The sequence below is a fragment of the Streptomyces sp. NPDC057877 genome (genome assembly GCF_042796855.1).
In the GTDB taxonomy this organism is placed as follows: Bacteria; Actinomycetota; Actinomycetes; order Streptomycetales; family Streptomycetaceae; genus Streptomyces.
Window position 1 is genome coordinate 68,149 of the sequence record NZ_JBHVMS010000013.1, and the last position, 23,060, is coordinate 91,208.

At 70.5% G+C, this 23,060-nt stretch carries 14 protein-coding genes and 2 pseudogenes; 12 read left to right on the forward strand and 4 right to left on the reverse strand.

The window, feature by feature from the left end:
• Positions 1-128: 128 nt before the first annotated feature.
• Positions 129-2,105, forward strand: a complete 1,977-nt coding sequence (locus ACFVQG_RS33530; protein WP_383390878.1) for an ATP-dependent DNA helicase — start codon at positions 129-131, stop codon at positions 2,103-2,105.
• Positions 2,106-2,282: 177 nt separating this feature from the next.
• On the opposite strand, the gene lexA is transcribed toward ACFVQG_RS33530, so the two are convergent.
• Complete coding sequence (gene lexA, locus ACFVQG_RS33535; RefSeq protein WP_383390881.1) at positions 2,283-3,062, reverse strand: transcriptional repressor LexA; 780 nt, start codon at positions 3,060-3,062, stop codon at positions 2,283-2,285.
• A gap of 668 nt (positions 3,063-3,730) precedes the next feature.
• On the opposite strand from lexA, the gene nrdR reads away from it, so the two are divergent.
• Together nrdR and ACFVQG_RS33545 are read left to right on the forward strand one after the other, a co-directional pair.
• On the forward strand, positions 3,731-4,282 hold the full coding sequence (nrdR, locus tag ACFVQG_RS33540) for a transcriptional regulator NrdR (RefSeq protein ID WP_383391333.1): 552 nt from the start codon (positions 3,731-3,733) through the stop codon (positions 4,280-4,282).
• Between the two features lie 164 nt (positions 4,283-4,446).
• Positions 4,447-7,341, forward strand: coding sequence for a vitamin B12-dependent ribonucleotide reductase (locus ACFVQG_RS33545; protein WP_383390883.1), 2,895 nt, complete (start codon positions 4,447-4,449; stop codon positions 7,339-7,341).
• Between the two features lie 102 nt (positions 7,342-7,443).
• On the opposite strand, the gene ACFVQG_RS33550 is transcribed toward ACFVQG_RS33545, so the two are convergent.
• Complete coding sequence (locus ACFVQG_RS33550; protein ID WP_383390886.1) at positions 7,444-7,977, reverse strand: TerD family protein; 534 nt, start codon at positions 7,975-7,977, stop codon at positions 7,444-7,446.
• Positions 7,978-8,125: 148 nt separating this feature from the next.
• On the opposite strand from ACFVQG_RS33550, the gene ACFVQG_RS33555 reads away from it, so the two are divergent.
• From ACFVQG_RS33555 to ACFVQG_RS33565, 3 genes and pseudogenes are all read left to right on the forward strand, one after another.
• Positions 8,126-8,731, forward strand: a complete 606-nt coding sequence (locus tag ACFVQG_RS33555; RefSeq protein WP_383390888.1) for a YdbC family protein — start codon at positions 8,126-8,128, stop codon at positions 8,729-8,731.
• A 125-nt stretch (positions 8,732-8,856) separates the two neighbouring features.
• Positions 8,857-9,517 (forward strand): annotated as a pseudogene (locus ACFVQG_RS33560) (histidine phosphatase family protein).
• Positions 9,518-9,529: 12 nt separating this feature from the next.
• Positions 9,530-10,435 (forward strand): ADP-ribosylglycohydrolase family protein, encoded by a 906-nt coding sequence (locus ACFVQG_RS33565; RefSeq protein WP_383390890.1) that lies wholly within the window; start codon positions 9,530-9,532, stop codon positions 10,433-10,435.
• A gap of 386 nt (positions 10,436-10,821) precedes the next feature.
• Here the strand turns inward: ACFVQG_RS33565 and ACFVQG_RS33570 are convergent.
• Positions 10,822-12,365, reverse strand: a pseudogene (locus tag ACFVQG_RS33570) (MFS transporter).
• 185 nt (positions 12,366-12,550) lie between these two features.
• On the opposite strand from ACFVQG_RS33570, the gene ACFVQG_RS33575 reads away from it, so the two are divergent.
• From ACFVQG_RS33575 to ACFVQG_RS33585, 3 genes are all read left to right on the forward strand, one after another.
• The gene (locus ACFVQG_RS33575) at positions 12,551-13,174 is read left to right on the forward strand and encodes a TetR/AcrR family transcriptional regulator (protein WP_383390893.1); all 624 of its coding nucleotides are present in this window, start codon (positions 12,551-12,553) and stop codon (positions 13,172-13,174) included.
• 81 nt (positions 13,175-13,255) lie between these two features.
• The gene (locus tag ACFVQG_RS33580; RefSeq protein WP_383390896.1) at positions 13,256-13,957 is read left to right on the forward strand and encodes a ribonuclease HII; all 702 of its coding nucleotides are present in this window, start codon (positions 13,256-13,258) and stop codon (positions 13,955-13,957) included.
• Positions 13,958-14,025: 68 nt separating this feature from the next.
• Entirely contained in the window at positions 14,026-14,667 is a 642-nt protein-coding gene (locus tag ACFVQG_RS33585) for a hypothetical protein (protein ID WP_383390898.1), read from the forward strand.
• A gap of 606 nt (positions 14,668-15,273) precedes the next feature.
• Here ACFVQG_RS33585 and ACFVQG_RS33590 read toward each other — a convergent pair.
• On the reverse strand, positions 15,274-15,909 hold the full coding sequence (locus tag ACFVQG_RS33590) for a hypothetical protein (protein ID WP_383390900.1): 636 nt from the start codon (positions 15,907-15,909) through the stop codon (positions 15,274-15,276).
• 277 nt (positions 15,910-16,186) lie between these two features.
• On the opposite strand from ACFVQG_RS33590, the gene ACFVQG_RS33595 reads away from it, so the two are divergent.
• The 3 genes from ACFVQG_RS33595 (at position 16,187) to ACFVQG_RS33605 (ending at position 22,728) form a co-directional block, all read left to right on the forward strand.
• Positions 16,187-18,346 (forward strand): RecQ family ATP-dependent DNA helicase, encoded by a 2,160-nt coding sequence (locus tag ACFVQG_RS33595; protein WP_383390902.1) that lies wholly within the window; start codon positions 16,187-16,189, stop codon positions 18,344-18,346.
• 120 nt (positions 18,347-18,466) lie between these two features.
• Complete coding sequence (locus ACFVQG_RS33600) at positions 18,467-19,975, forward strand: DUF4192 domain-containing protein (protein ID WP_383390904.1); 1,509 nt, start codon at positions 18,467-18,469, stop codon at positions 19,973-19,975.
• A 341-nt stretch (positions 19,976-20,316) separates the two neighbouring features.
• Positions 20,317-22,728, forward strand: a complete 2,412-nt coding sequence (locus ACFVQG_RS33605) for a glycogen debranching N-terminal domain-containing protein (RefSeq protein WP_383390908.1) — start codon at positions 20,317-20,319, stop codon at positions 22,726-22,728.
• Positions 22,729-23,060 lie beyond the last annotated feature (332 nt).

The window sequence follows — 23,060 nt, forward strand, 5'->3', positions numbered from 1 at the left end:
GGCCCATCCGACCCTTGACCCAACCGGTCCGACCCGGTCACCACACGTCAAACCCGAGGTCCTGATCCCACCCCCCACACCGCCACGATCACCCGCTTGTCAGTGCCTGGCCGTAGGGTGGTCGCGCTATGACGAAGCCCTCACTCCCTGAACTCCTGCACGCTGCCGTCACTGCCGTCGGCGGCACGGAGCGCCCCGGCCAGGTGACCATGGCCGAAGCCGTCGCGGAGGCGATCGACGGCGGTTCGCATCTGCTGGTCCAGGCAGGCACCGGCACCGGCAAGTCGCTGGGCTATCTGGTGCCCGCCCTCGCGCACGGGGAGCGAGTCGTCGTAGCGACCGCGACCCTGGCCCTCCAGCGCCAGCTCGTCGAGCGGGACCTGCCGCGCACCGTCGACGCACTGCACCCCCTGCTGCGCCGCCGCCCGGAGTTCGCGATGCTCAAGGGCAGATCGAACTACCTCTGTCTGCACCGGCTGCACGAGGGCGTTCCGCAGGATGAGGAAGAGGGCCTGTTCGACCAGTTCGAGGCGGCGGCGCCCACCAGCAAGCTGGGGCAGGACCTGCTGAGACTGCGCGACTGGTCGGACGACACGGAGAGCGGTGACCGGGACGATCTCACGCCCGGCGTCTCCGATCGCGCGTGGGCGCAGGTGTCGGTCTCGTCGCGGGAGTGCCTGGGCGCCTCGAAGTGCGCCTACGGCGCCGAGTGCTTCGCCGAGATGGCCCGGGAGCGGGCCAAGCTCGCCGAGGTCGTCGTCACCAACCACGCCCTGCTCGCGATCGACGCCATCGAGGGCGCCCCCGTGCTGCCGCAGCACGAGGTGCTGATCGTCGACGAGGCCCACGAACTCGTCTCGCGCGTCACCGGCGTCGCCACCGGTGAGCTGACCCCTGGCCAGGTCAACCGCGCGGTGCGCCGCGCCGCCAAGCTCGTGAACGAGAAGGCCGCCGACCAGCTCCAGACCGCCGCCGAGGGCTTCGAGCGGTTGATGGAGCTGGCACTGCCGGGCCGCCTCGAGGAGATCCCGGAAGACCTCGCCTACGCCCTGATGGCGCTGCGCGACGCCTGCCGTACGGTCATCTCGGGCATCGGCGCGACCCGTGACAAGTCCGTCCAGGACGAGGACGCGGTCCGCAAGCAGGCGTTGGCCTCCGTCGAGACGGTCCACGACGTGTCGGAGCGGATCGTGAACGGCTCTGAGTGGGACGTCGTCTGGTACGAGCGCCACGACCGCTTCGGTGCCTCCCTTCGCGTGGCTCCGATGTCCGTCTCAGGCCTGCTGCGCGAGAAGCTGTTCACCGACCGTTCCGTGGTCCTCACCTCTGCCACCTTGAAGCTCGGCGGCGACTTCAACGGCGTCGGCGCCTCCCTGGGACTCGCCCCCGAGGGCACTGAGGGTGACGATGTCCCGCAGTGGAAGGGCACCGACGTCGGCTCGCCCTTCGACTACCGCAAGCAGGGCATTCTGTATGTAGCCCGGCATCTGTCGCGACCCGCGCGGGACGGTGACCGGGCGGACATGCTGGACGAGCTGACGGAGCTGATCCAGTCGGCCGGAGGCCGCACCCTGGGGCTGTTCTCCTCGATGCGGGCCGCTCAGCTCGCCGCCGAGGAGCTGCGCTCACGCATTCCCGAGTTCCCGATCCTCCTCCAGGGCGAGGAAACCCTCGGCGAGCTGATCAAGAACTTCGCCGCCGACCCGAAGACCTGCCTGTTCGGCACGCTCTCGCTCTGGCAGGGCGTCGACGTCCCGGGCTCCAGCTGTCAGCTGGTGGTGATGGACAAGATCCCCTTCCCGCGCCCGGACGACCCCTTGATGAGCGCCCGCCAGAAGGCGGTGGAGGAGGCGGGCGGCAACGGCTTCATGGCGGTGGCCGCCACTCACGCGGCCCTGCTGATGGCGCAGGGTGCCGGTCGCCTCGTGCGGGCGTCGGGGGACCGCGGGGTGGTCGCCGTGCTGGATCAGCGCCTGGCCACGGCCCGCTACGGCAGCTACCTCAAGGCGTCCATGCCCGACTTCTGGTACACGACGGACCGCAACCAGGTCCGTAAGTCCCTCGCGGCCATCGACGCGGCGGCCAAGGCGGCGGAAGAAGGCTGACCGTAAAGGGCTGGCCCCGGCGTCCGGGGCCAGCCGCACCCGCGTACTACCGGCCCCGGCGAGCGCGCTGGCAGCGGCCTTAGCAAGCCGAAGACGCGCACAGCAGGACCCCGGAACCGGCGCAGGGGTCCCGGGGCCTGGCAGGAGGGGCGGGTCGCGGACCCGCCGACCGCGGCGTCAGACGCGGCGCAGAACGGCTACCACCTTGCCGAGGATGGTCGCGTCGTCGCCCGGAATGGGCTCGTAGGCCGCGTTGTGCGGGAGGAGCCAGACGTGGCCGTCCTCGCGCTTGAAGCGCTTGACGGTGGCCTCGCCGTCCAGCATCGCGGCCACGATGTCGCCGTTCTCGGCGACCGGCTGGCGACGGACGGTGACCCAGTCGCCGTCACAGATCGCGGCCTCGATCATGGAGTCACCCACGACCTTCAGGACGAACAGCTCACCGTCGCCGACCAGCTGCCGGGGGAGCGGGAAGACGTCCTCCACCGACTCCTCGGCCAGGATCGGGCCACCGGCGGCGATCCGGCCGACCAGCGGGACGTACGACGCGGCGGGCTTGCCCGCGGTGTCCGTCGGCTGCACGGTGGTGGCCTGGTCGGAGCCGCGCACCTCGTACGCGCGCGGGCGGTGCGGGTCGCGGCGCAGGAAGCCCTTGCGCTCCAGTGCCATCAGCTGGTGTGCGACCGAGGACGTGCTGGACAGGCCGACGGCCTGACCGATCTCGCGCATCGACGGCGGGTAACCGCGTCGCTGCACGGAGTCCCTGATGACCTCGATCACCCGGCGCTGCCTGTCGGTGAGCCCCGAGCTGTCCGCCCGGATGCCTGGAGGTCGGCCAGGCAAAGAGCGCTTGTGTGCCTCGGGATTCGCGGCTTCGTTCATGGCATGCACCGGCTCGAGTCGGCCCTGGGAGCGGTCCTGGGCAGTGATGGTGGCACTGTCTGCGGTGGTGGTCACGTCGGCCCCTCTCGATGGTCTCCCTGCTGGACAACGGTAGTTGCTTTCGAAAGGTTGCGCCAAACACACGTTCGAGTGAAAAACCGCGAATCACCTGACGTGATCACGTATCCGGGTGTATGGCTTACGCGTTGTCGCGCAGACAAAAGGGCTCATTGCTGTACGCTTCACCGCCGAGGTGACGCCCCTGTGGGGGCGCGCCCCAGTCTGCCATCCGGCATCCCGTCAACCGGGCACCGGCCCTCGTTCGCACGGAAGATCTGCGCGAGAGTCCCACGTCTCTCTCCAGTGGCGCTCACGGTATCTCCGTAAGTGTCGCCGCGGTACGCCCGGGTGGTCGCGGGTTCGTCACCGTGCGGCCGGACGGCGCTCGTTCCGGCAGCGCGGACCGGTCCGCGCTGCCGCCGCCGCGCCCTGTCTGGCCGTATGGCGCCCATGGTGTGGCCGTAGGCCGCCAGTGAGGACAGTCCACGCGCGCGCGACACGCGCGACAGGTGTGGTTGTACGGGCCAATCCCCACATCTAGTGGTTGGATGGCTACAGCAGCCCAGAAGTTGTGGTCCCCCGGGTCTTGGAGCCTGGATTGATCGCCTATGCTTGGGGCTGCTTCGAGGGGCCCGTGAGGCCTGACGAGGCTATTGAGTCTGCTGTGAGGAGGGATGGAGTACATGCACTGCCCCTTCTGCCGGCACCCCGACAGCCGCGTCGTCGACAGTCGTACGACCGACGACGGCACGTCGATCCGCAGGCGCCGCCAGTGCCCCGACTGCTCCCGTCGTTTCACGACCGTGGAGACGTGCTCGCTGATGGTGGTGAAGCGGTCCGGAGTCACCGAGCCCTTCAGTCGCACCAAGGTCATCAACGGCGTGCGCAAGGCATGCCAGGGGCGGCCTGTCACCGAGGACGCGCTCGCTCAGCTCGGCCAGCGGGTCGAGGAGGCGGTGCGCGCCAGCGGAAGCGCCGAGGTGGCCGCCCACGAGGTGGGGCTGGCCATACTCGGCCCCTTGCAGGAGCTGGACCTCGTCGCGTATCTGCGGTTCGCCTCCGTCTACCGGGCGTTCGACTCGCTCGAGGACTTCGAGGCCGCGATCGCGGAACTCAGGGAAGAGACGGGACACCCCGCCACGGACGACGAAGACGTGGCCGAGGGGGGCCAGCAAGACGACCGCGGGGCCGGGGGGACCGGGCAGGTCCCCGAGCCCGCGGGCGCCGCCGACTGACCGGTGGGCCGGGACCGGACGAGGAGTACGGGCCCGGTCGGGCGGCGGCGATCGAAGACCTGTTGCGGGCGGCAGCCAGAGGGTGCCCGCAACACCAGACAGAACACCGTGCCACGGGAACAACGGGGCACTTCAGGGCGTTTTCGCCCGTACAGGGAGGCGGCATGACAGAGACGGCGAGCGGTCCGGCACGAGGTTCCCGGGCAAAGGGCACCAAGACGGCCAAGGGCCTGCGTATCGAGCGCATCCACACCACCCCCGGCGTGCACCCGTATGACGAGGTGTCGTGGGAGCGCCGTGACGTCGTCATGACCAACTGGCGCGACGGCTCGGTCAATTTCGAGCAGCGTGGCGTCGAGTTCCCCGACTTCTGGTCGGTGAACGCGGTCAACATCGTCACCAGCAAGTACTTCCGCGGTGCCCTCGGCACCCCGCAGCGTGAGACCGGCCTCAAGCAGCTGATCGACCGCATCGTGAAGACGTACCGGAAGGCCGGCGAGGACTACAAGTACTTCGCCTCGCCCGCCGACGCGGAGATCTTCGAGCACGAGCTGGCGTACGCCCTCCTGCACCAGATCTTCAGCTTCAACAGCCCGGTCTGGTTCAACGTCGGCACGACCCAGCCCCAGCAGGTCTCCGCCTGCTTCATCCTGTCCGTCGACGACTCCATGGAGTCGATCCTCGACTGGTACAAGGAAGAGGGCATGATCTTCAAGGGCGGCTCCGGCGCCGGCCTGAACCTCTCCCGGATCCGTTCCTCCAAGGAGCTGCTGTCCTCCGGCGGCAACGCCTCCGGTCCGGTCTCCTTCATGCGGGGCGCCGACGCCTCCGCCGGAACGATCAAGTCCGGTGGCGCCACCCGCCGTGCGGCCAAGATGGTCGTCCTCGACGTGGACCACCCGGACATCGAGGACTTCATCGAGACCAAGGTCAAGGAAGAGGAGAAGATCCGCGTCCTGCGCGACGCGGGCTTCGACATGGACCTGGGCGGCGACGACATCACGTCGGTCCAGTACCAGAACGCCAACAACTCGGTCCGGGTCAACGACGAGTTCATGACGGCCGTGGACCAGGGCGGCAAGTTCGGCCTGCGCGCGCGGATGACCGGCGAGGTCATCGAGGAGGTCGACGCCAAGGCACTCTTCCGCAAGATCGCCGAGGCCGCCTGGGCCTGCGCCGACCCCGGCATCCAGTACGACGACACCATCAACAACTGGCACACCTGCCCCGAGTCCGGCCGGATCACCGCGTCGAACCCGTGCAGCGAGTACATGCACCTGGACAACACGTCCTGCAACCTCGCCTCGCTGAACCTGATGAAGTTCCTGAAGGACGACGGCAAGGGCAACCAGTCCTTCGAGACCGAGCGCTTCCAGAAGGTCGTCGAGCTGGTCATCACCGCGATGGACATCTCGATCAGCTTCGCGGACTTCCCCACCGAGAAGATCGGTGAGAACACGCGCGCGTTCCGCCAGCTCGGCATCGGCTACGCCAACCTCGGCGCCCTGCTGATGGCGACCGGCCACGCGTACGACTCCGACGGCGGCCGTGCCCTGGCCGGTGCCATCACCTCCCTGATGACGGGTACGGCCTACCGCCGCTCCTCGGAACTCGCCTCGGTCGTCGGCCCGTACGACGGCTACGCCCGCAACGCCGACGCCCACAAGCGCGTCATGCGGCAGCACTCCGACGCCAACGGCAAGGCCGTCCGCATGGACGACCTGGACACCCCGGTCTGGGCCGCCGCCACGGAGGCCTGGCAGGACGTGATCCGCCTCGGCGAGAAGAACGGTTTCCGTAACTCCCAGGCGTCCGTCCTCGCGCCGACCGGCACCATCGGTCTGGCGATGTCCTGCGACACCACCGGTGTCGAGCCCGACCTCGCGCTGGTCAAGTTCAAGAAGCTGGTCGGCGGCGGTTCGATGCAGATCGTCAACGGCACCGTCCCGCAGGCCCTGCGCCGCCTGGGCTACCAGGAGGAGCAGATCGAGGCGGTCGTCGCCCACATCGCCGAGAACGGCAATGTGATCGACGCCCCCGGTCTCAAGCCGGAGCACTACGAGGTGTTCGACTGCGCCATGGGCGAGCGCGCCATCTCCCCGATGGGCCACGTCCGCATGATGGCCGCGATCCAGCCGTGGATCTCCGGCGCCATCTCCAAGACGGTCAACATGCCGGAGACGGCGACCGTCGAGGAGGTCGAGGAGATCTACTACGAGGCGTGGAAGCTGGGCGTCAAGGCGCTCGCCATCTACCGCGACAACTGCAAGGTCGGCCAGCCCCTCTCCGCCAAGAAGAAGGAGCCCGCGGAGGAGAAGACCGAGGCGTCGACGGCCGTCGAGCCCACCAAGGTCGAGAAGGTCGTCGAGTACCGCCCGGTCCGCAAGCGCCTCCCCAAGGGCCGTCCCGGGATCACCACGTCCTTCACGGTCGGCGGCGCCGAGGGCTACATGACCGCCAACTCCTACCCGGACGACGGTCTCGGCGAGGTCTTCCTGAAGATGTCCAAGCAGGGCTCGACCCTCGCGGGCATGATGGACGCCTTCTCCATCGCCGTTTCCGTGGGCCTCCAGTACGGCGTGCCGCTGGAGACGTACGTCTCCAAGTTCACCAACATGCGTTTCGAGCCGGCCGGTATGACGGACGACCCGGACGTGCGGATGGCGCAGTCGATCGTCGACTACATCTTCCGTCGTCTGGCACTCGACTTCCTGCCCTTCGAGACGCGCTCCGCGCTCGGCATCCACTCCGCCGAGGAGCGCCAGCGCCACCTGGAGACCGGCTCCTACGAGCCGCTCGACGACGAGGACATGGACGTCGAGGGCCTGGCCCAGTCGGCGCCGCGGCAGACCGACCTGAAGGCCGTCGCCACCCCCAAGGCCGAGGTCGAGGCGGCGAAGCCCGCCCCGCAGCAGGCCCACACCAGCGCCGAGCTGGTGGAGATGCAGCTGGGCATCCAGGCGGACGCCCCGCTGTGCTTCTCCTGCGGTACGAAGATGCAGCGGGCCGGTTCCTGCTACATCTGCGAGGGCTGCGGCTCGACCAGCGGTTGCAGCTGACCGCCTGACAGGTAGCCCCCTGTAGTACCCGAGGAGGAGGGCACCGGCGTATGGCCGGTGCCCTCCTCCTTGGCGTCGAGGGACTCTTCTTCGGTGGTGAGGTCAGGCGCGGCGCAGGGAGCCCATGGTCCTGCTGAAGGAGACGGGGTCGTCCTCGAAGCCCTGGACGCCCGGACGGAAGTCCCACGCCCCGGTGTCCTCGCGTACGAACTCCGCGACCGTCGCCGCGGTCGCCCCGAGTACGGCGCCGAAGTCGTCCGTGGCGAGGTCGGTGTACTCCTCACGGATGCGCAGCGCCGGTTTGATCACGCTGACGAACGTCCTAGGACCGGGCCGCTGTTGGATGACGACACCGACCACCACGCGCGCGTACCGCTTGTCCATCCGGTCGAACTCCACTGTCAGGACCTCGTCCCAGCCGAAGCCCTTGCCGTCCTTGCTGTCGCGGTTGAGATGGATGGTGCCGTCGGGAGAACGGCTGTCGAAATGCACCACATAGGCGGGATCGCCGTACGGGGCACCGGCGTGGTACGTCGCGGCGACGATGTCCAGGTCCGTGGGCGGCTGCCCCGCCGGACTCGGATCCCACTTCACCGCGATCTCGACCTTGTGGATCCCCTTGATGAGGCCGTTCACCGGACTTCCCCCTTCTCCGTGTGCCTCACTGCCAACTGGCGGACATTCCAGGCTGGTTGTCCATCCTCGCACGCGCGCGTGCGGTCACGCGTGCGTGATCTCCCCGGAGCGTGACCGACGCCACGTTCCCTGGCCTTACGATGGCGCGGTGCTGGTCAAGTGGATTCGCTGCACCGTGGTGGACCGCCGCGGTTTCGAGCGGGGGCAGCGAAAATGGGCGGGGCTTCTGGGGGAGCCGGGGTTCCGGGGGCAGGGCGGTGGCTGGAGCCGGGGGCGGCCCGGAGTGGCCCACGTCTTCGCCTTCTGGGAGAGCCGTGCCTTCTACGACTCGTTCATGGCCCGCTCCCATGACCGGCTTGCCACGACGCAGGCGGGCACCTTCAAGGACGCCCAGGTCAAACTGTTCGACTACCGCTTCGACGTGAAGACCGGCTTCGAGCCGCGCTTCACGGACTCCGACCTGGTCCGCGTGGCCCACTGCCGCGTCCACGAGGAACGCGCCGAGCACTTCATGCTCATGCAGGAGAAGGTGTGGAACCCCGCGATGGCTGGCTCGCCCGGCATGATCCGGGGACTGTTCGGTGAGGCGCCCGGCAACGAGTTCCTGATCCTGTCGATGTGGCAGTCGGCCGCGGAGCACGGCAAGTACCGCACCGAGCGGGTGGAGCGGCTTGCGCTGCGTGCCCAGACCGAGGCGGACATTGCCTCCCTCACGGGCGACATAGTGGAGCTGGAGCCGACCTGGATCGTCTGACCCGCGTCTGTGAACCCGGTGCCCGATGTGGTCGCTGTGCTCCACGGTGCAGAAATTGTGTGACCTACGCCGTATGGAGCCCGTACCGGTGCTCAGTCGGCCGTCACTCGATCTAGGGTTTTGGCATGGCACGACCACGGCGCATCGTCCTTGTCCGGCACGGCGAGTCAACGGGCAATGTTGATGACTCCGTATACGAACGCGAGCCCGACCACGCGCTCGCCCTGACCGAGCGCGGTTGGCGGCAGGCCGAGGAGACCGGCAAACGGCTACGGGAACTGTTCGGGCGGGAGCGCGTCAGCGTGTACGTCTCCCCCTACCGCCGTACGCACGAGACCCTCCGCGCCTGCCACCTCGACCCCGAACGCATACGGGTGCGCGAGGAGCCGCGGCTGCGCGAGCAGGACTGGGGGAACTGGCAGGACCGGGAAGACGTGCGGTTGCAGAAGGCGTACCGGGACGCGTACGGGCACTTCTTCTACCGCTTCGCACAGGGGGAGAGCGGCGCCGACGTCTACGACCGGGTCGGCGGCTTCCTGGAGAGCCTGTTCCGCAGCTTCGAGGACCCCGACCACCCGCCGAACGTACTGATCGTGACCCATGGCCTGGCCATGCGGCTGTTCTGCATGCGCTGGTTCCACTGGACGGTCGCGGAGTTCGAGTCGCTGTCGAATCCGGGGAACGGCGAGATGCGGATGCTCGTTCTGGGAGAGGAAGGCAGGTACACGCTTGACCGGCCGTTCGAACGCTGGCGTGATCCGGGAGCCGTACGGGATCACCGGATAGAGTGGCAGGGCGATGACCGCTGACTCCTCTCACGACGGGCGCCTGGACCGCGCCCTGACCAGCCTGCGCGGACTCGCGGTGGGAGACGCGCTGGGCTCGCAGTTCTTCGTTCCGGTGAACTACCCGCTGCTCAAGCGCCGTGAGCTGCCGCCCGGCCCCTGGCAGTGGACCGATGACACGGAGATGGCCTGCTCCGTGGTCGCCGTCCTGGCCTCCCACCACCGCATCGACCAGGACGCCCTCGCCCGCTCCTTCGCCGAGCACCACGACTTCGACCGCGGATACGGCCCCGCAGTCAACCGGCTGCTGCGCTTGGTCCGGGAAGGCGGCGACTGGCGCGAGCTGGCCGCCGCGCTTTTCAACGGACAGGGTTCCTGGGGCAACGGCGCGGCGATGCGGATCGCCCCGCTGGGGGCCTGGTACGCCTCCGATCCAGAGCAGGCCACACACCAGGCCGAGATCTCGGCCTACCCCACACACCAGCACCGGGAGGCCGTCGTCGGCGCCATGGCCGTCGCCGCCGCGGCAGCGCTGGCCGCGGACCCTGGCGGACCGCCGAGCGCCGAGGTGCTGCTCGACGGGGTCATCGCCCTCATTCCCAAGAGCGCTGTCGGTGCCGGACTGCGCCGTGCCCGGGACATGCTCGACTACGGCGACGCGGCCACGGTCGCGGCCGTGCTGGGCTGCGGACGGCGTACGACGGCGCACGACACGGTGCCGTTCGCACTGTGGTCGGCCGCCCGGTCACTCGGTGACTACGAAACGGCCTTCTGGACGACCGCCCAGGTCGGCGGAGACGTGGACACCACCTGCGCCATCGTGGGAGGCGTCGTCGCCGCGGGCAAGGCGGGAACGCCGCCCACGGCCTGGGCGGAGCAGACCGAGGCACTGCCGGACTGGGCGCCGACCTCGGCGTAGGGCATCGGCCGCGACCCCGTCAGGGCTCTGGCGGTCCTCGACGGAGGCGTGGGCTGCTCCTTGTCCCCACCTACGGACTACGCGACTTTCCGTGAGTGAGGGGAACTCTCCGTGACTGCTCGCCCGTTGCCATGACAACCGCTGTGCGACGAGCGCGACGGGCGGGCAGGGGCGAGGGAGCGGGGGGTGTCATGCAGGGGTGGGTGGCTGTGGTCGTGCTGCTCTTGTCCGTCGGGATCGCGATGGCATCGGTGGCGCGCGGGAGGAGGTCGGCACGCGCTGCCGTCGCCGGTCCGACGCCTGTCCCAGCCCGACCCGGAGGTCATGGGAAGACCCCCGTGACGCCCATGTCTGAGCAGTCGGGGGTCCTCCGGGGTGCGCCGCGTTCAGGCCAGGGGAGCGGGCGTACCGGAGAGGGCTTCCAGATCGCTCTTGCGCACCCGGATCACCAGCCATGCGGTGCCCAGGGCGAGCACGGCCATCGCGGCGGCCGGGATGAAGGCCGTCGAAATGCCCTGAGCGAGCACCTCGTACCCCCAAGGCGCGGGCAGCTGCTGCGTCTGTGCGAACTCGGCCTTCTGCTCCGCGGTGCTCTCGGCGAGGAACTGCGGAATCTGTTTCTCCGCCTCGTTCGCGCTGGCGGTGCCGAAGACGGTCGTGAGGATCGACAGGCCGAGGGATCCGCCGACCTGCTGTGTGGCGTTGAGCAGGCCGGACGCCGCACCCGCCTCATGTGCGGCGACACCCGAGACCGCCGTGACCGTCGCCGTCACGAAGTTCAGGCCCATACCGAAGCCGAACACCAGCATCGGGCCGAGCACCCCACTGGCGTACGAGCTGTCGGGGCTGATGAAGGTCTGCCAGACCAGTCCGACCACCACCAGTGCCGAGCCGACGACCATGAACGGCTTGGGGCCCAGCGTCGGCAGGAACTGCTGCGACAGCCCCGCTCCGATCACGATGGCGACCGTGACGGGCAGGAAGGCGAGGCCTGCCTTGATCGGGCTGTAGTGGAGCACGTTCTGTACGAACAGCACGATGTAGAAGAACATCCCGAACATGGCCGCGGCCAGGCTCAGCATGATCACATAGGTCCCCGACCGGTTGCGGTCGGCGAACATCTTCAGCGGTGTGATCGGCTCCTTGGCCCGGGATTCGATGAACACGAAGGCCAGCAGAAGCACGAGCGCGGCGCTGAAGGAACCGACGGTCATGCCGTCCCGCCAGCCGTCTCCGCCGCCCGGATGAACCCGTACACCAGCGAGGCCATGCCCAGGGTGGAGGTCAGCGCGCCCGCGATGTCGAAGCGCCCGGGATGCCGCTCGGACTCGTTGATGTAGAGCGGTGTGAGTACGGCGATCAGCACACCGATGGGCACATTGACGAAGAGCACCCAGCGCCAGTCGAGCCACTCGGTGAGCATGCCGCCCGCGAGCAGACCGATGGCGCCACCGCCCGCGGAGACGGCGGCGAAGACACCGAAGGCACGGTTTCGCTCCGGTCCCTCGCGGAACGTGGTGGTGATGAGGGCCAGCGAGGTCGGCGACGCGATGGCGCCACCCACACCCTGAAGGGCGCGCGCGGCCAGCAGTTGCCAGGGCTCCTGGGCCAGTCCGCCGAGCATGGAGGCGAAGGTGAAGAGGAGAATGCCTGCCATGAAGACCCGGCGGCGGCCGAGGATGTCACCGGCCCTGGCGCCGAGCAGCAGCAGACCGCCGAAGGTGAGCGTGTAGGCGCTCACCACCCATGTCAGGTCGGTCGTGCTGAACTCGAGAGCCGTTTGAATGTGCGGGAGCGCGATGTTCACAATCGTCGCGTCGAGGACCACCATGAGTTGGCAGGCCGCGATGACGGTGAGCGCGATGCCGGGATGTCCCTGCCGACGAGCCGCACCCGGTTTCGTGTCTTTGATCAACTGAGAGGATGTCACTATGAGTCCCCCACGAGCGCCTTAGTGAACGGTTGCGTTCACTGTGGCCTCAACGATAGTGAGCCTCTAGTAGGGAACGCAACCGTTCACTTGAGTTGCTCTTGTGCGGCGTGTCGCTCGCCGCGTCCGCGTGGCGTACGCCCCGTCCCCGGAATTCCCGCTGCCTCTTCGCTGGAGACAAACGAATGGTTACTTCGCGCTGGACGGCCGCCCCCGCTCCGGCGGCCACTCCCCGTCGGCGCGGTGCCGTGCTCGAACGCGCGATCCTCGACGCCGCGCTGGAACAACTCAGTACGGTCGGCTGGAAAGGCCTCACGATGGAGGGGGTGGCCGCCGGAGCCCAGACCGGCAAGGCCGCGGTGTACCGCCGCTGGCCGTCGAAGGAGGACCTCGTGGCGGACGCGCTGCGGGCCGGACTGCCACGTCTGGAGGCGGCGCCGGACCTGGGGGGTGTCCGCGAGGACCTGCTGGCGCTCTGTCGGCAGGCGCGCGACGGGATGTTCTCGCGCTCTGGTCTCGCGCTGCGGTCGGTCATTCACGAATGCGACACCTTCGAGGCCGAGCGGTTTCACAGCGTCATCGTCGACGGTGTTGTGGAGCCGACGGTCAAGCTCCTGCGCGATGTCATCAACCGTGGCATCGAGCGGGGCGAGGTGCGACCCGACGCGGCGAACGGATACGTCTGGGACGCCGTACCGGCCATGATGATGTACCGGTCGAAGATGTGCGGCTGCGAATGGAACGACCAGGATCTCGAGGAAATGGTCGATCAGTTGATGGTGCCGCTGCTGCGGTCGAGCGCAGGCTGAGAGCGGGGGCGCTTCGGTTCCGGGACGACTCGGGCAACCGGGTGTCGCAGGCGGTTTCCGGCGGCGTAGGCTAAGGGCGCCATGCCGTACGAACCGCCTACTCACACCGTCGAACGCTCCCTGCGGGCCACGACCGGAGCGAAGATCATTGCCGGTGTCGACGAGGTGGGCCGCGGGGCCTGGGCCGGCCCTGTGACCGTCTGTGCGGCGGTCACCGGACTGCGTCGCCCGCCCGAGGGTCTCACCGACTCCAAGCTGCTCACCATCAAGCGGCGCACCGCGCTTGCCCTGGAACTCCAGAAGTGGGTGACGTCCTACGCCCTGGGGCACTCCTCTCCCGAGGAGATCGACAGCCTGGGCATGACGGCGGCGCTGCGGCTGGCGGCGGCGCGTGCCCTGGAGAGTCTCCCGGTCCGCCCGGACGCGGTGATCCTCGACGGCAAGCACGACTACCTCGGAACGCCCTGGAGGGTCCGCACGGTGATCAAGGGCGACCAGTCGTGTGTGGCGGTCGCCGCGGCGTCGGTGATCGCCAAGGTTCAGCGCGACAAAATGATGGCCGAACTGGGTACCGACCATGCAAACTTCGGTTTCGCGGACAACGCCGGATATCCGTCGCCCGTGCACAAGGCGGCACTGGCGGAGTGGGGACCCACCCCGCACCACCGTTTGTCGTGGGCGTATCTTGATGCGCTGCCCCAGTGGCGGCACCTCAAGAAGGTCCGCAGCTGGGCGGAGGGAAGCGTTCCGGGGATCGAGGGTCAGCTCGGCTTCGATTTCTGACGGTTCCGATCGCACGTATGTGCCACCCGCTGACGCGAGCCGCACCAACGTTTGATAAATATCAGCTCATGCCTCTCATCCCCGAGGAGCCTCAGATTCACGAGAGTGCCCAGGGTCCCCGCGCCACTCCGGCCAGTGGCCGTACCGCGCCGACCCCCCGTCCCGTACCCGGCCCCCGCCCCGCGGCTCCGCCGCGTCCCGGTCGTCCCGGTCCGCACCGCCCCGCGCCGCCGGTACAGCGGACGCCGCGTGACGTGGCTGCGGCCAAGCCCGGGCCGTCGGGCCCCGCTGCTCCCGCCACCACCGGCAGGGCTTCGCAGACTCCGCAGGTCCAGCTGATCCCGGCCTCCGCCACCGGCGCGCTCGACGCCGCCGAGGAAGCCGTGGATCTGCTCCTGGAGTCCGGGCGCGCCCCCGGCGAGGTGCTGGTGATCACCACCGGCGAACCGCACCCGTGGGCCGCCCATGAACTGTCCTTCGGTGAGGCGTCGTACTGGGCGCAGCACGACGCGGGTGACGACGTCTTCTACACCGACGCCGCCGTCGCCGGTCGGGCCTCGTCCCGTCCCGTCGTGGTCGTCGCCGTCAACGGGGGCTCCGCCGCCGCTGTCGCGACCGCCCTCCCGCTGGCCCTCGGCCTGGCGGGCGCCCTGCTGATCGTCTGTGGCGACCCGCAGCAGATCAACACCGTGCTGGGCACGGGCGTCTGAGCCGGTACCGGCTGGCCTGAACGGGCCGACCGGGGGCGGCGGGGCGGTGTTGCGGTCCCGGAGCACGGTGGTTCCTTTGGCGTGCGCGGAGGGTGCCGGTCGGCGTGTGGGCGGCGGCCCCAGGGCTGGTGGTGTGCTTGGCGCCCCTGCCGGGTGGGCGTCAGTCCGTACTCGGCGACTGCGCCGTGTGGACTGGACGTCTCGGCGGGACTCGGCAGGCGTATCGCACGGGTGCCTTGGCTGGACTTGGGGCCGTACAACGTGGGCATGTCCTGCACTTGTCGGCCGTGCAGCGTGGGCGTTGCGCCCTGTACTCGTCGGCCGTGCAGCGTGGGCGCCGCGCCAGGAGCCCGGCGACTGTGCCGCGTGGGTGCCTCGCCGCACCTGGCGGCCGTATCGCAGGGCGCGGACGACGTGATCGCGGAAGCGGCCTGGTGGTGGTGCATGCCCGATGCCACGGGCTGCGCGTCCCTCGGCCTCACGGCGGAGTCGCGGGGCCGCCGCCTGCGCGGGGACGTGGTTCGGGCGGTCGTACGTTCTGCTCTGCTCGCGCCCGTGCTTGGTGTGCTTCCCGCCCGGGGCGACCGCAGAGGTCAGGGCCCAGGCTCAGCGTGCCGCCGCGCGGCGCAGGACCTCCGAGGCGGCCCCGCCGGTGCGCAGTGGCGGGGGCGGTGCCTCGGCGGTGGCGAAGGGTTCCGGTGCGGAGTCCGCGCTGGGGCGTCGCCCGCCGCGGCCCTCGCCGAGGACCTGCCAGCCGTCGCGGGTCAGCGTGATGTACGCCCCGCAGCGCAGGCCGTGCAGCGTGCAGGCGTCACGCAGCCCCCACATCCACGCGCCGTCCTCCTCCGTCCAACGTGCGTCGCCCTCACGGCAGTAGAGCAGCACGGCGGTGCGCACCGGGGTGCGGCGGCGCAGGTCGTGCGGTATGACCCGGCGCAGCTGGGAGAGCAGCGCGTTACGGAACATCCAGCCGTCGGCGGGGGCCGGGCGCCGGAGGAACGAGGCGCTGGCCCGCAACCGCTCGTCCGGGTCGAGGACCGCGACGATCGCGGTCTCCGGCCTGGGGCGATGACGTGCGTGCAGTCCACTGACGACCTCGCGGGGGTTGCGCAGCAGAGGGATGCCCGCGGCCGCCCACTCCGCGGGTTCGAGCATGCGGGCCACGGGGTTGGCGGATGCGGCGGACAGGTCGGCGGATGTCGACGTGGATGCCGCGGAGGACGGAGCAGATCCGAAGGTCACGATCCTCCCTTCGGCTACGCGCCCACACTGCGGGCGTCACTGGATTCGGGGGAGCGCACACCGCAGCGAAGCTCTGCCGGATCACGGCCCAGCCGTGCGGGGAGCGGACTTCAATTCTTCCTGTCGAACTGAGATGCGGCAACGAGCAATTGAGGTCACCGGTCCTTATCGTGCGTTCCGTCGCTTATATCCCTACCCGCTGGCGTGCCGGGTGACGCGTCGGCATCGATCACCGGTGAGGTGGCCGATTGTCAGTGCCATCGGGTTGCATGGAGGCATGGACGACCTGGATCTGCGCGCCGAAGCCGACACCATCCTCGCCGAGCTAGTCGGCGACCCGGGGGGTTCGGCGCGGTTGCGGGAGGACCAGTGGCAGGCCGTGGCCGCGCTGGTGAAGGAGCGCAGGCGGGCCCTGGTGGTGCAGCGCACCGGCTGGGGCAAGTCGGCGGTGTACTTCGTCGCCACCGCGCTGCTGCGCCGCCGCGGATCGGGGCCGACGGTGATCGTCTCGCCGCTGCTGGCGCTCATGCGCAACCAGGTCGAGTCGGCGGCCCGCGCGGGCATCCGGGCGCACACCATCAACTCCGCCAACCCGGAGGAATGGGACGCTATCCACAAGGAAGTGGAGCGCGGCGAGACCGACGTCCTCCTCATCAGTCCGGAGCGGCTCAATTCCGTGGACTTCCGTGAGCAGTTGCTGCCCAGGCTCGCGGCCACGACCGGTCTGCTGGTCGTCGACGAGGCACACTGCATCTCCGACTGGGGACACGACTTCCGCCCCGACTACCGACGGCTGCGCACGATGCTCACCGAGCTTCCCCCTGGTGTGCCGGTGCTGGCCACCACCGCAACGGCCAACGCGCGCGTGACGGCCGATGTCGCCGAGCAACTGGGCACCGGCGCGGGTGAGGCGCTGGTGCTGCGCGGACCGCTTGAGCGGGAGAGCCTGCGACTCGGGGTGGTCCGGCTGCCGGACGCCGCCCACCGGCTGGCCTGGCTCGCCGAGCACCTGGACGAGCTGCCCGGCTCGGGGATCATCTACGCCCTGACGGTGGCCGCGGCCGAGGAGGCCACCGCTTTCCTGCGGCAGCGCGGCTTCCCGGTGGCCTCCTACACGGGGCGCACGGAGAACGCCGACCGGCTCCAGGCCGAGGCCGACCTGCTGGCGAACCGGGTCAAGGCACTGGTGGCGACGTCGGCGCTGGGGATGGGCTTCGACAAGCCCGACCTGGGCTTCGTGGTGCACCTCGGCTCGCCGTCCTCGCCGATCGCCTACTACCAGCAGGTGGGACGCGCGGGACGTGGTGTGGCGCACGCCGACGTGCTGCTGCTGCCGGGCAAGGAGGACGAGGCCATCTGGCGCTACTTCGCCGACACGGCCTTCCCGCCCGAGGCACAGGTGCGGCAGACCCTCGCGGCCCTGGCCGACGCCGGACGGCCGCTGTCCGTGCCCGCTCTGGAAGCGCTGGTCGACCTCCGGCGCACCCGTCTGGAGACCATGCTCAAGGTGCTCGACGTGGATGGTGCGGTCCAGCGGGTGAAGGGCGGCTGGATCTCCACCGGCGAGCCATGGGCCTACGACGCCGAGCGGTACGCCTGGGTGGCCCGGCAGCGGGCGGCCGAACAGCAGGCCATGCGCGACTACGTGGACACGGACCGGTGCCGTATGGAGTTCCTGCGGCGGCAGTTGGACGACGAGGGGGCGGCCCCGTGCGGGCGCTGTGACAACTGTGCCGGAGACTGGGCGGATTCCTCGGTTTCGGCGGAGACACTGACGGGAGCCGCGAAGGAACTGGACCGCCCGGGTGTCGAGGTCGAGCCGCGCCGTATGTGGCCCACGGGCCTGCCCGCACTGGGCGTCGACCTCAAGGGACGTATCCCGGCCGGGGAACAGTGCTCCACCGGACGAGCCCTGGGGCGCCTCTCTGACATCGGCTGGGGCAACCGGCTGCGTCCGCTGCTGGCCGAGAACGCGCCGGACGGCCCGGTTCCGGACGACGTCCTACGGGCCGCGGTGGCCGTCCTCGCCGACTGGGCGCGCTCGCCGGGAGGCTGGGCGCCGAACGTCCCGGACGCTTCCGAACGGCCCGTGGGTGTCGTCGCCGTACCTTCCCTGGCCCGGCCCCAACTGGTCGGTTCCCTCGCACAGGGCATCGCGGGCATCGGCCGCCTGCCCTTCCTCGGCGCACTGACGCATACCGGACCGAGTGGCGCGCACACGGCACGCCGCAGCAACTCCGCCCAGCGTGTCAGGGCGTTGTCCGGAGCCTTCACCGTCTCCGAGGAACTGGCTGCCGCCCTGAGGGCCTCCCCGGGGCCCGTACTGCTCGTGGACGACTACACCGACTCCGGCTGGACCCTCGCCATCGCCGCGCGCCTCCTCCGTCAGGCAGGCGGCAAGGGGGTACTTCCGCTGGTCCTGGCTGCCGCTGGCTGAGCTTCTCGATCTCGGCCCCACCCGTGCCGCAGCCCGCGGGCGGATACGGATTGACGTGGCCCTGACCCGAGTTATCCACAGGTCCAAGCGGAAGATTGCAATCCGCGAGATCGTCGACTCATGACGCAACACGGCGAAACGACCGGATCCTTCGAGAACGACGACATTGCCGGACGGAGGGGAAGCGACCGTCTGGAAGAGGGGCTTACTCACCAGGACCCCGTACGGCACCTCGGCCCCCGCACCTACGAGGGCGCCCTCAGCGCCCACCAAATCACCCTGCGTACCCCAGCCGAGCTGGCCGACGCCCTGCCGTATCTGCTCGGGTACCGCCCCGAGGACAGCATCGTGCTGGTCGCCCTCCACGAACAGGGCGGACGCGGACGGTTCGGCGGCCGGGCACGCCTGGGCATCCCCGCGAACGCGGACGACTGGCCGTCCGCGGCCAGGCAGTTGGCCCACGGCCTGGTGAAGGGCAGCGAGCGCAGGGGAGCCCGGCCCGAGCAGATGGTCGCCTACGTCTGCCAGGAACCGGCAGCCGGGGAAACCGGCCAACAGGTCATGGAGCGGCTGCGACCGCTCGCCCACCAGCTCCGGATCGAGTGCGGCAACCTCGACGTCCCCGTGATCGACGCCCTCTGCAACTCCGACGGCCGCTTCTGGTCGTACTGCTGCGACATCGAGGCCTGCTGCCCCGCAGGGGGCACACCGATGGGCCTGCCCGGCACCTCCGTCCTGGCCGCGGCGGCCACCTACGCCGGACTGCAAGTGCGCGGCAGTCTCCGGGATCTGCGCGCACGGCTGCTTCCCTGGGAGACCGCCGCCGTGGTGGAACAGGAGGCCGCGCTCGACGCCGCCGGTCTCGCCGTGGTGCCGAGGATCCTCGACGAGACGAGCCGCGCTCAGGTGGCGGAGGAGACCCTGGAACTGGCCGAACGGGTCATGGGCCGTCTCACCTCGGCACCACCCGCCTCCGACACGGCGACGGCGGACTCGCGAGACGACGACCTGCTCGGGGACGACGAGGCCGCGACACTGATCCTCGGACTCCAGGACCGTACGACCCGAGACCGCGCGGCAGAGTGGATGGAGGGCGACGAGGCAGCCCCCGCGATCCGGCTCTGGCGGGCCCTGGCCAGGCGATGCGTCGGTTCCTACGGAGAGCATGCCGCCGCGCCGCTCACCCTCGTCGGGTGGGTCGCCTGGTCCACCGGCGATGACATCGAGGCTCGTGAGGCCCTCGCCATGGCGCTGGGCGCCGACCCCGACTACCTCTTCGCCCGGCTGCTCCACCAGGCGGTCAACGAAGACCTCGACCCGGAGTCGGTCCGCCGCTGCCTCCGCGCCGAACGAGAGGACCGAGGACGTGGCCTGGCCACACGGCCCGGCAGCGGGGCGGACGGCACCCGCGCTGCCGAGCCGCGGCCGGAAGGAAGCGGTCGCAGGTCCCGTTCGAAGTCGCCCGGAAGCACCCGGCCACGCGACGGTCGTCCCGGAAAGCCCCGGCCGTCCGACGGCCGCCCCGGAGGGGTCCGCCACCGTGCTGTGGGCCAGAGGACAGCGCGGCGTCGCGGCAGCCACATGGGAGAGGGGCGGCCGGTGAGCGATGGAACCGAGGGGGACGCGTGAGCGAGTGCGAGTCTTGGCGGTGCCGCGTGAACAGTGGGTGGCGGATGGTCGTGGGCGCGGTGCGTGCCCGTGCCCGGACAAGGGGTGGCGGGGGAGTTGGCTTGGTGCACGGATCCACGCCTCGCGGCGAGACGAAGGCACGGGACGGCCGGGCGGCGGTGCCGTGCCGCCATTCGGTCGGCAAGCCGCCTCGTGGCCGTGACCTGGAGGAGTTCGGCTCCGTTCACCTGAGTGGCGGAACGCCTGAGCAGGGTGGGCCGCCGCACCGCCCATGTCCTCCCGGAGCCCCCGCCAGGCACCGATCACGCCCAAGGCGCACAGAGCGCAGAGGAAGCCGCCCCATGCACCAGCCGACTCCGCCCTCCGCCGCCGACGGTGAACGCTCCACCAGCGGCAGGCCCGAGCAGGCTCCTGAACGCCCCTGGACGGGCCCGCCGCCCCCGCCCAGCGGCGTTCCACACCGCCGCGGCCACGCCATCGACGCCCCTCACGACGACACCGCCCCCGACGACGAGCACCGCAAGGACCGTCCAGGCCCCGCCGTCGCCCGGCGCGACGCCCTACCCACCACCCCCGCCGTCGCCCAGCGCGACGTCCCGCCCCACTCCGACACCCCACGGACACTGACGGCCCCGGTGACGGACCGCCCCCCGGCACCAGGCAAGGAGCACTCTCCAGCAGACGACAGGACCCTCACGCCCTCTGAAGGGCCCGCCCTCGCAACCCTGAAGGCATCCGCTCCCACACCTCCGAAAGACCGCAACCCCACACCCCCCACCGACAGCCGACGGGAACCACCCCGCACCGCCGACCTGCCCACCACCCACACCGCCATGATCTGCGTCGCCCTCCCAGGGCTGGCGGTCTCCACCGAGCACGGGCAGCTGACCGGCCATGGGCTGGAGGGCTTCTACCGTGCCGGACGCCGGGTGCTCTCCCGCTGTCAGGTCCGGGTGGCCGGGCGGGAGCCGCTCGCCGTGCAGGCACGAATGGCGGGAGCCGATCGTGCCCGCTTCGTGGGGACCGTGCGGGCCTCGCCCCACACCGGCCCGGACCCGGACCTCCTCGTGGAGCGGACCCGGCACGCCGACGGCACGGAGCGGATCACGCTGCACAGCGCGGCCCCACGCCCGCTGCGCCTGCCCGTCGAAGTCGCCCTCGGCACGGACCTGGCCGCCCTAGGCACTATCGCGTCCGGCGGCGCGGGACCCGAGTTGCCCGCCAGCGTGCACGACTCCGGCCTGCGCTGGTCCTGCCCTACCGGCGCGGCCTCGGTCACGGCCCACCCGCCGCCCACCGACGCGCTGGCCTCCGCCGGACTGCTGCGCTGGGAGGTCGAGCTGCCACCGCACGGCAGCGCCAGCGTCGAACTCCGGGTTCGCCCGGAGGGCTCGGGCCCCCTCCGGGCGGCCGGTCACACGGCCACGAGTCCCTTGGCACCTGCCCGCGCGACAGGCGACGACCACAGAGCGGAAGCGCTCATGCGCGCCGGAATCGCGGACCTCCAGGGACTGCTGGTCCGCGACCCCGCCCACCCCGCCGACACCCACCTCGCGGCCGGGGCACCCTGGCGCTGCGGCCTCGCCCCGGCCGAGGCGCTCGCCGCGGCCCGGATGGCGCTGCCCCTCGGCACCCGGCTCGCCGCGGGCACCCTGCGCACCCTCGCCCGCGGCCAACGCACGGGCACCGGCCCGCACTCCGGCATGATCCCCGGCCCACACCGGGACACGGGCCCCCACCTGCCGCCGGGCTGCACGGGCACCGAAGCCACACTGCTGTTCCCCGCCCTCCTCGCCGAGGCCCGCCGCTGGGGCCTGCCCGACCCCGAGACCGAGGAACTGCTGCCCGCGGCCGAACGCTGCCTGAACTGGCTGCGGACCACGGTCGGTGACGGCGTGTACCTGGGCGATCCACAGCCCGGCGGCCCCGCCCGCTGTGAAACACAGGCCCATGCCCACCGGGCCGCCCTGCTCGGGGCCGACCTTCTCGACGCGTGCGGCAGACAGGGCGCCGACGGGCTGCGGCAGTGGGCCCGGGCCCTGCGGGCGGCGTTCCGGAAGGACTTCTGGATCGACACGCCGGGAGGCGGAAGGCCCGCCGCCGCCCGAGCCCCCGATGGGCGCCTGCTGCCCCAGCTCGGTTCGAGTGCCGTCCACCTCTTCGACACCGGCCTGCTCGGCGGCGGCGCACAGGCGCCCGGTCTCCTCGATGGCGTGCAGAGCGGGCAACTGGCCCGGCTGCTCGGCAGCCCGGCCATGGACTGCGGCTGGGGACTGCGCGGGCTGGGCGTGACGGAAAGGGCGTACAACCCGTTCGGCCACCGCGGCGGTGCCGTGCGGGTGCAGGAGACGGCGGTCGCCGTCGCGGGCCTGGCCGCGGCGGGCTACGAGAAGGAGGCGAGCGGGCTGCTGCGGGGCGTCCTCGCGGCGGCCGAGGCCTTCCAGCACCGGCTGCCGGAGATGTACGCGGGAGAGCAGCGCACGGACGGCAGCGCCCCGCTGCCCCACCCGGCGGCCTGCCGCCCCGCCGCCACCTCGGCCGCCGCCGGGATCCTGCTCCTGACCTCCCTCGCGGGCATCCGCCCCGACGCCCCGGCAGGCACGGTCACCCTGCGCCCCATGCACAGCGCACCCCTCGGCGAGATCGGCCTGAGCGGACTGAGGGTCGCGGGCGCGCCCTTCTCCGTGCGGGTCAGCAGACTCGGGCTCGCCATGGTCGAGGAGGCGGCGGATGGGCTCCAACTGGGCGTGTGACCGTCCTGAGCAGCCATACCGCCTCGTACGACATCAGAGCGGATGACGGGTGGGAAGTGGGCCGTGGACCGCGCCGAGCAGCTATACCGCCTCGTACGACACCACACCGGATGACGGGTGGGAAGTGGGCCGTGGACCGCGCCGAGCAGCTATACCGCCTCGTACGACACCACACCGGATGACGGGCGGGAAGTGGGCCGTGGACCGCGCCGAGCACCTATACCGCCTCGTACGACACCAGAGCGGACGACGGGCGGCAGCGAGCCGTGGACCGTACCTCGAAACCCGGTGGAGGAGCCGCCGATGCGGCTGGTGAAGGGAGTGTTTATCGT

Coding starts and splice junctions, on each gene's coding strand:
- ACFVQG_RS33530 (WP_383390878.1), top strand. CDS start 129: ATGACGAAGCCCTCACTCCCTGAACTCCTGCACGCTGCCGTCACTGCC.
- nrdR (WP_383391333.1), top strand. CDS start 3,731: ATGCACTGCCCCTTCTGCCGGCACCCCGACAGCCGCGTCGTCGACAGT.
- ACFVQG_RS33545 (WP_383390883.1), top strand. CDS start 4,447: ATGACAGAGACGGCGAGCGGTCCGGCACGAGGTTCCCGGGCAAAGGGC.
- ACFVQG_RS33565 (WP_383390890.1), top strand. CDS start 9,530: ATGACCGCTGACTCCTCTCACGACGGGCGCCTGGACCGCGCCCTGACC.
- ACFVQG_RS33575 (WP_383390893.1), top strand. CDS start 12,551: ATGGTTACTTCGCGCTGGACGGCCGCCCCCGCTCCGGCGGCCACTCCC.
- ACFVQG_RS33580 (WP_383390896.1), top strand. CDS start 13,256: ATGCCGTACGAACCGCCTACTCACACCGTCGAACGCTCCCTGCGGGCC.
- ACFVQG_RS33585 (WP_383390898.1), top strand. CDS start 14,026: ATGCCTCTCATCCCCGAGGAGCCTCAGATTCACGAGAGTGCCCAGGGT.
- ACFVQG_RS33595 (WP_383390902.1), top strand. CDS start 16,187: ATGGACGACCTGGATCTGCGCGCCGAAGCCGACACCATCCTCGCCGAG.
- ACFVQG_RS33600 (WP_383390904.1), top strand. CDS start 18,467: ATGACGCAACACGGCGAAACGACCGGATCCTTCGAGAACGACGACATT.
- ACFVQG_RS33605 (WP_383390908.1), top strand. CDS start 20,317: ATGCACCAGCCGACTCCGCCCTCCGCCGCCGACGGTGAACGCTCCACC.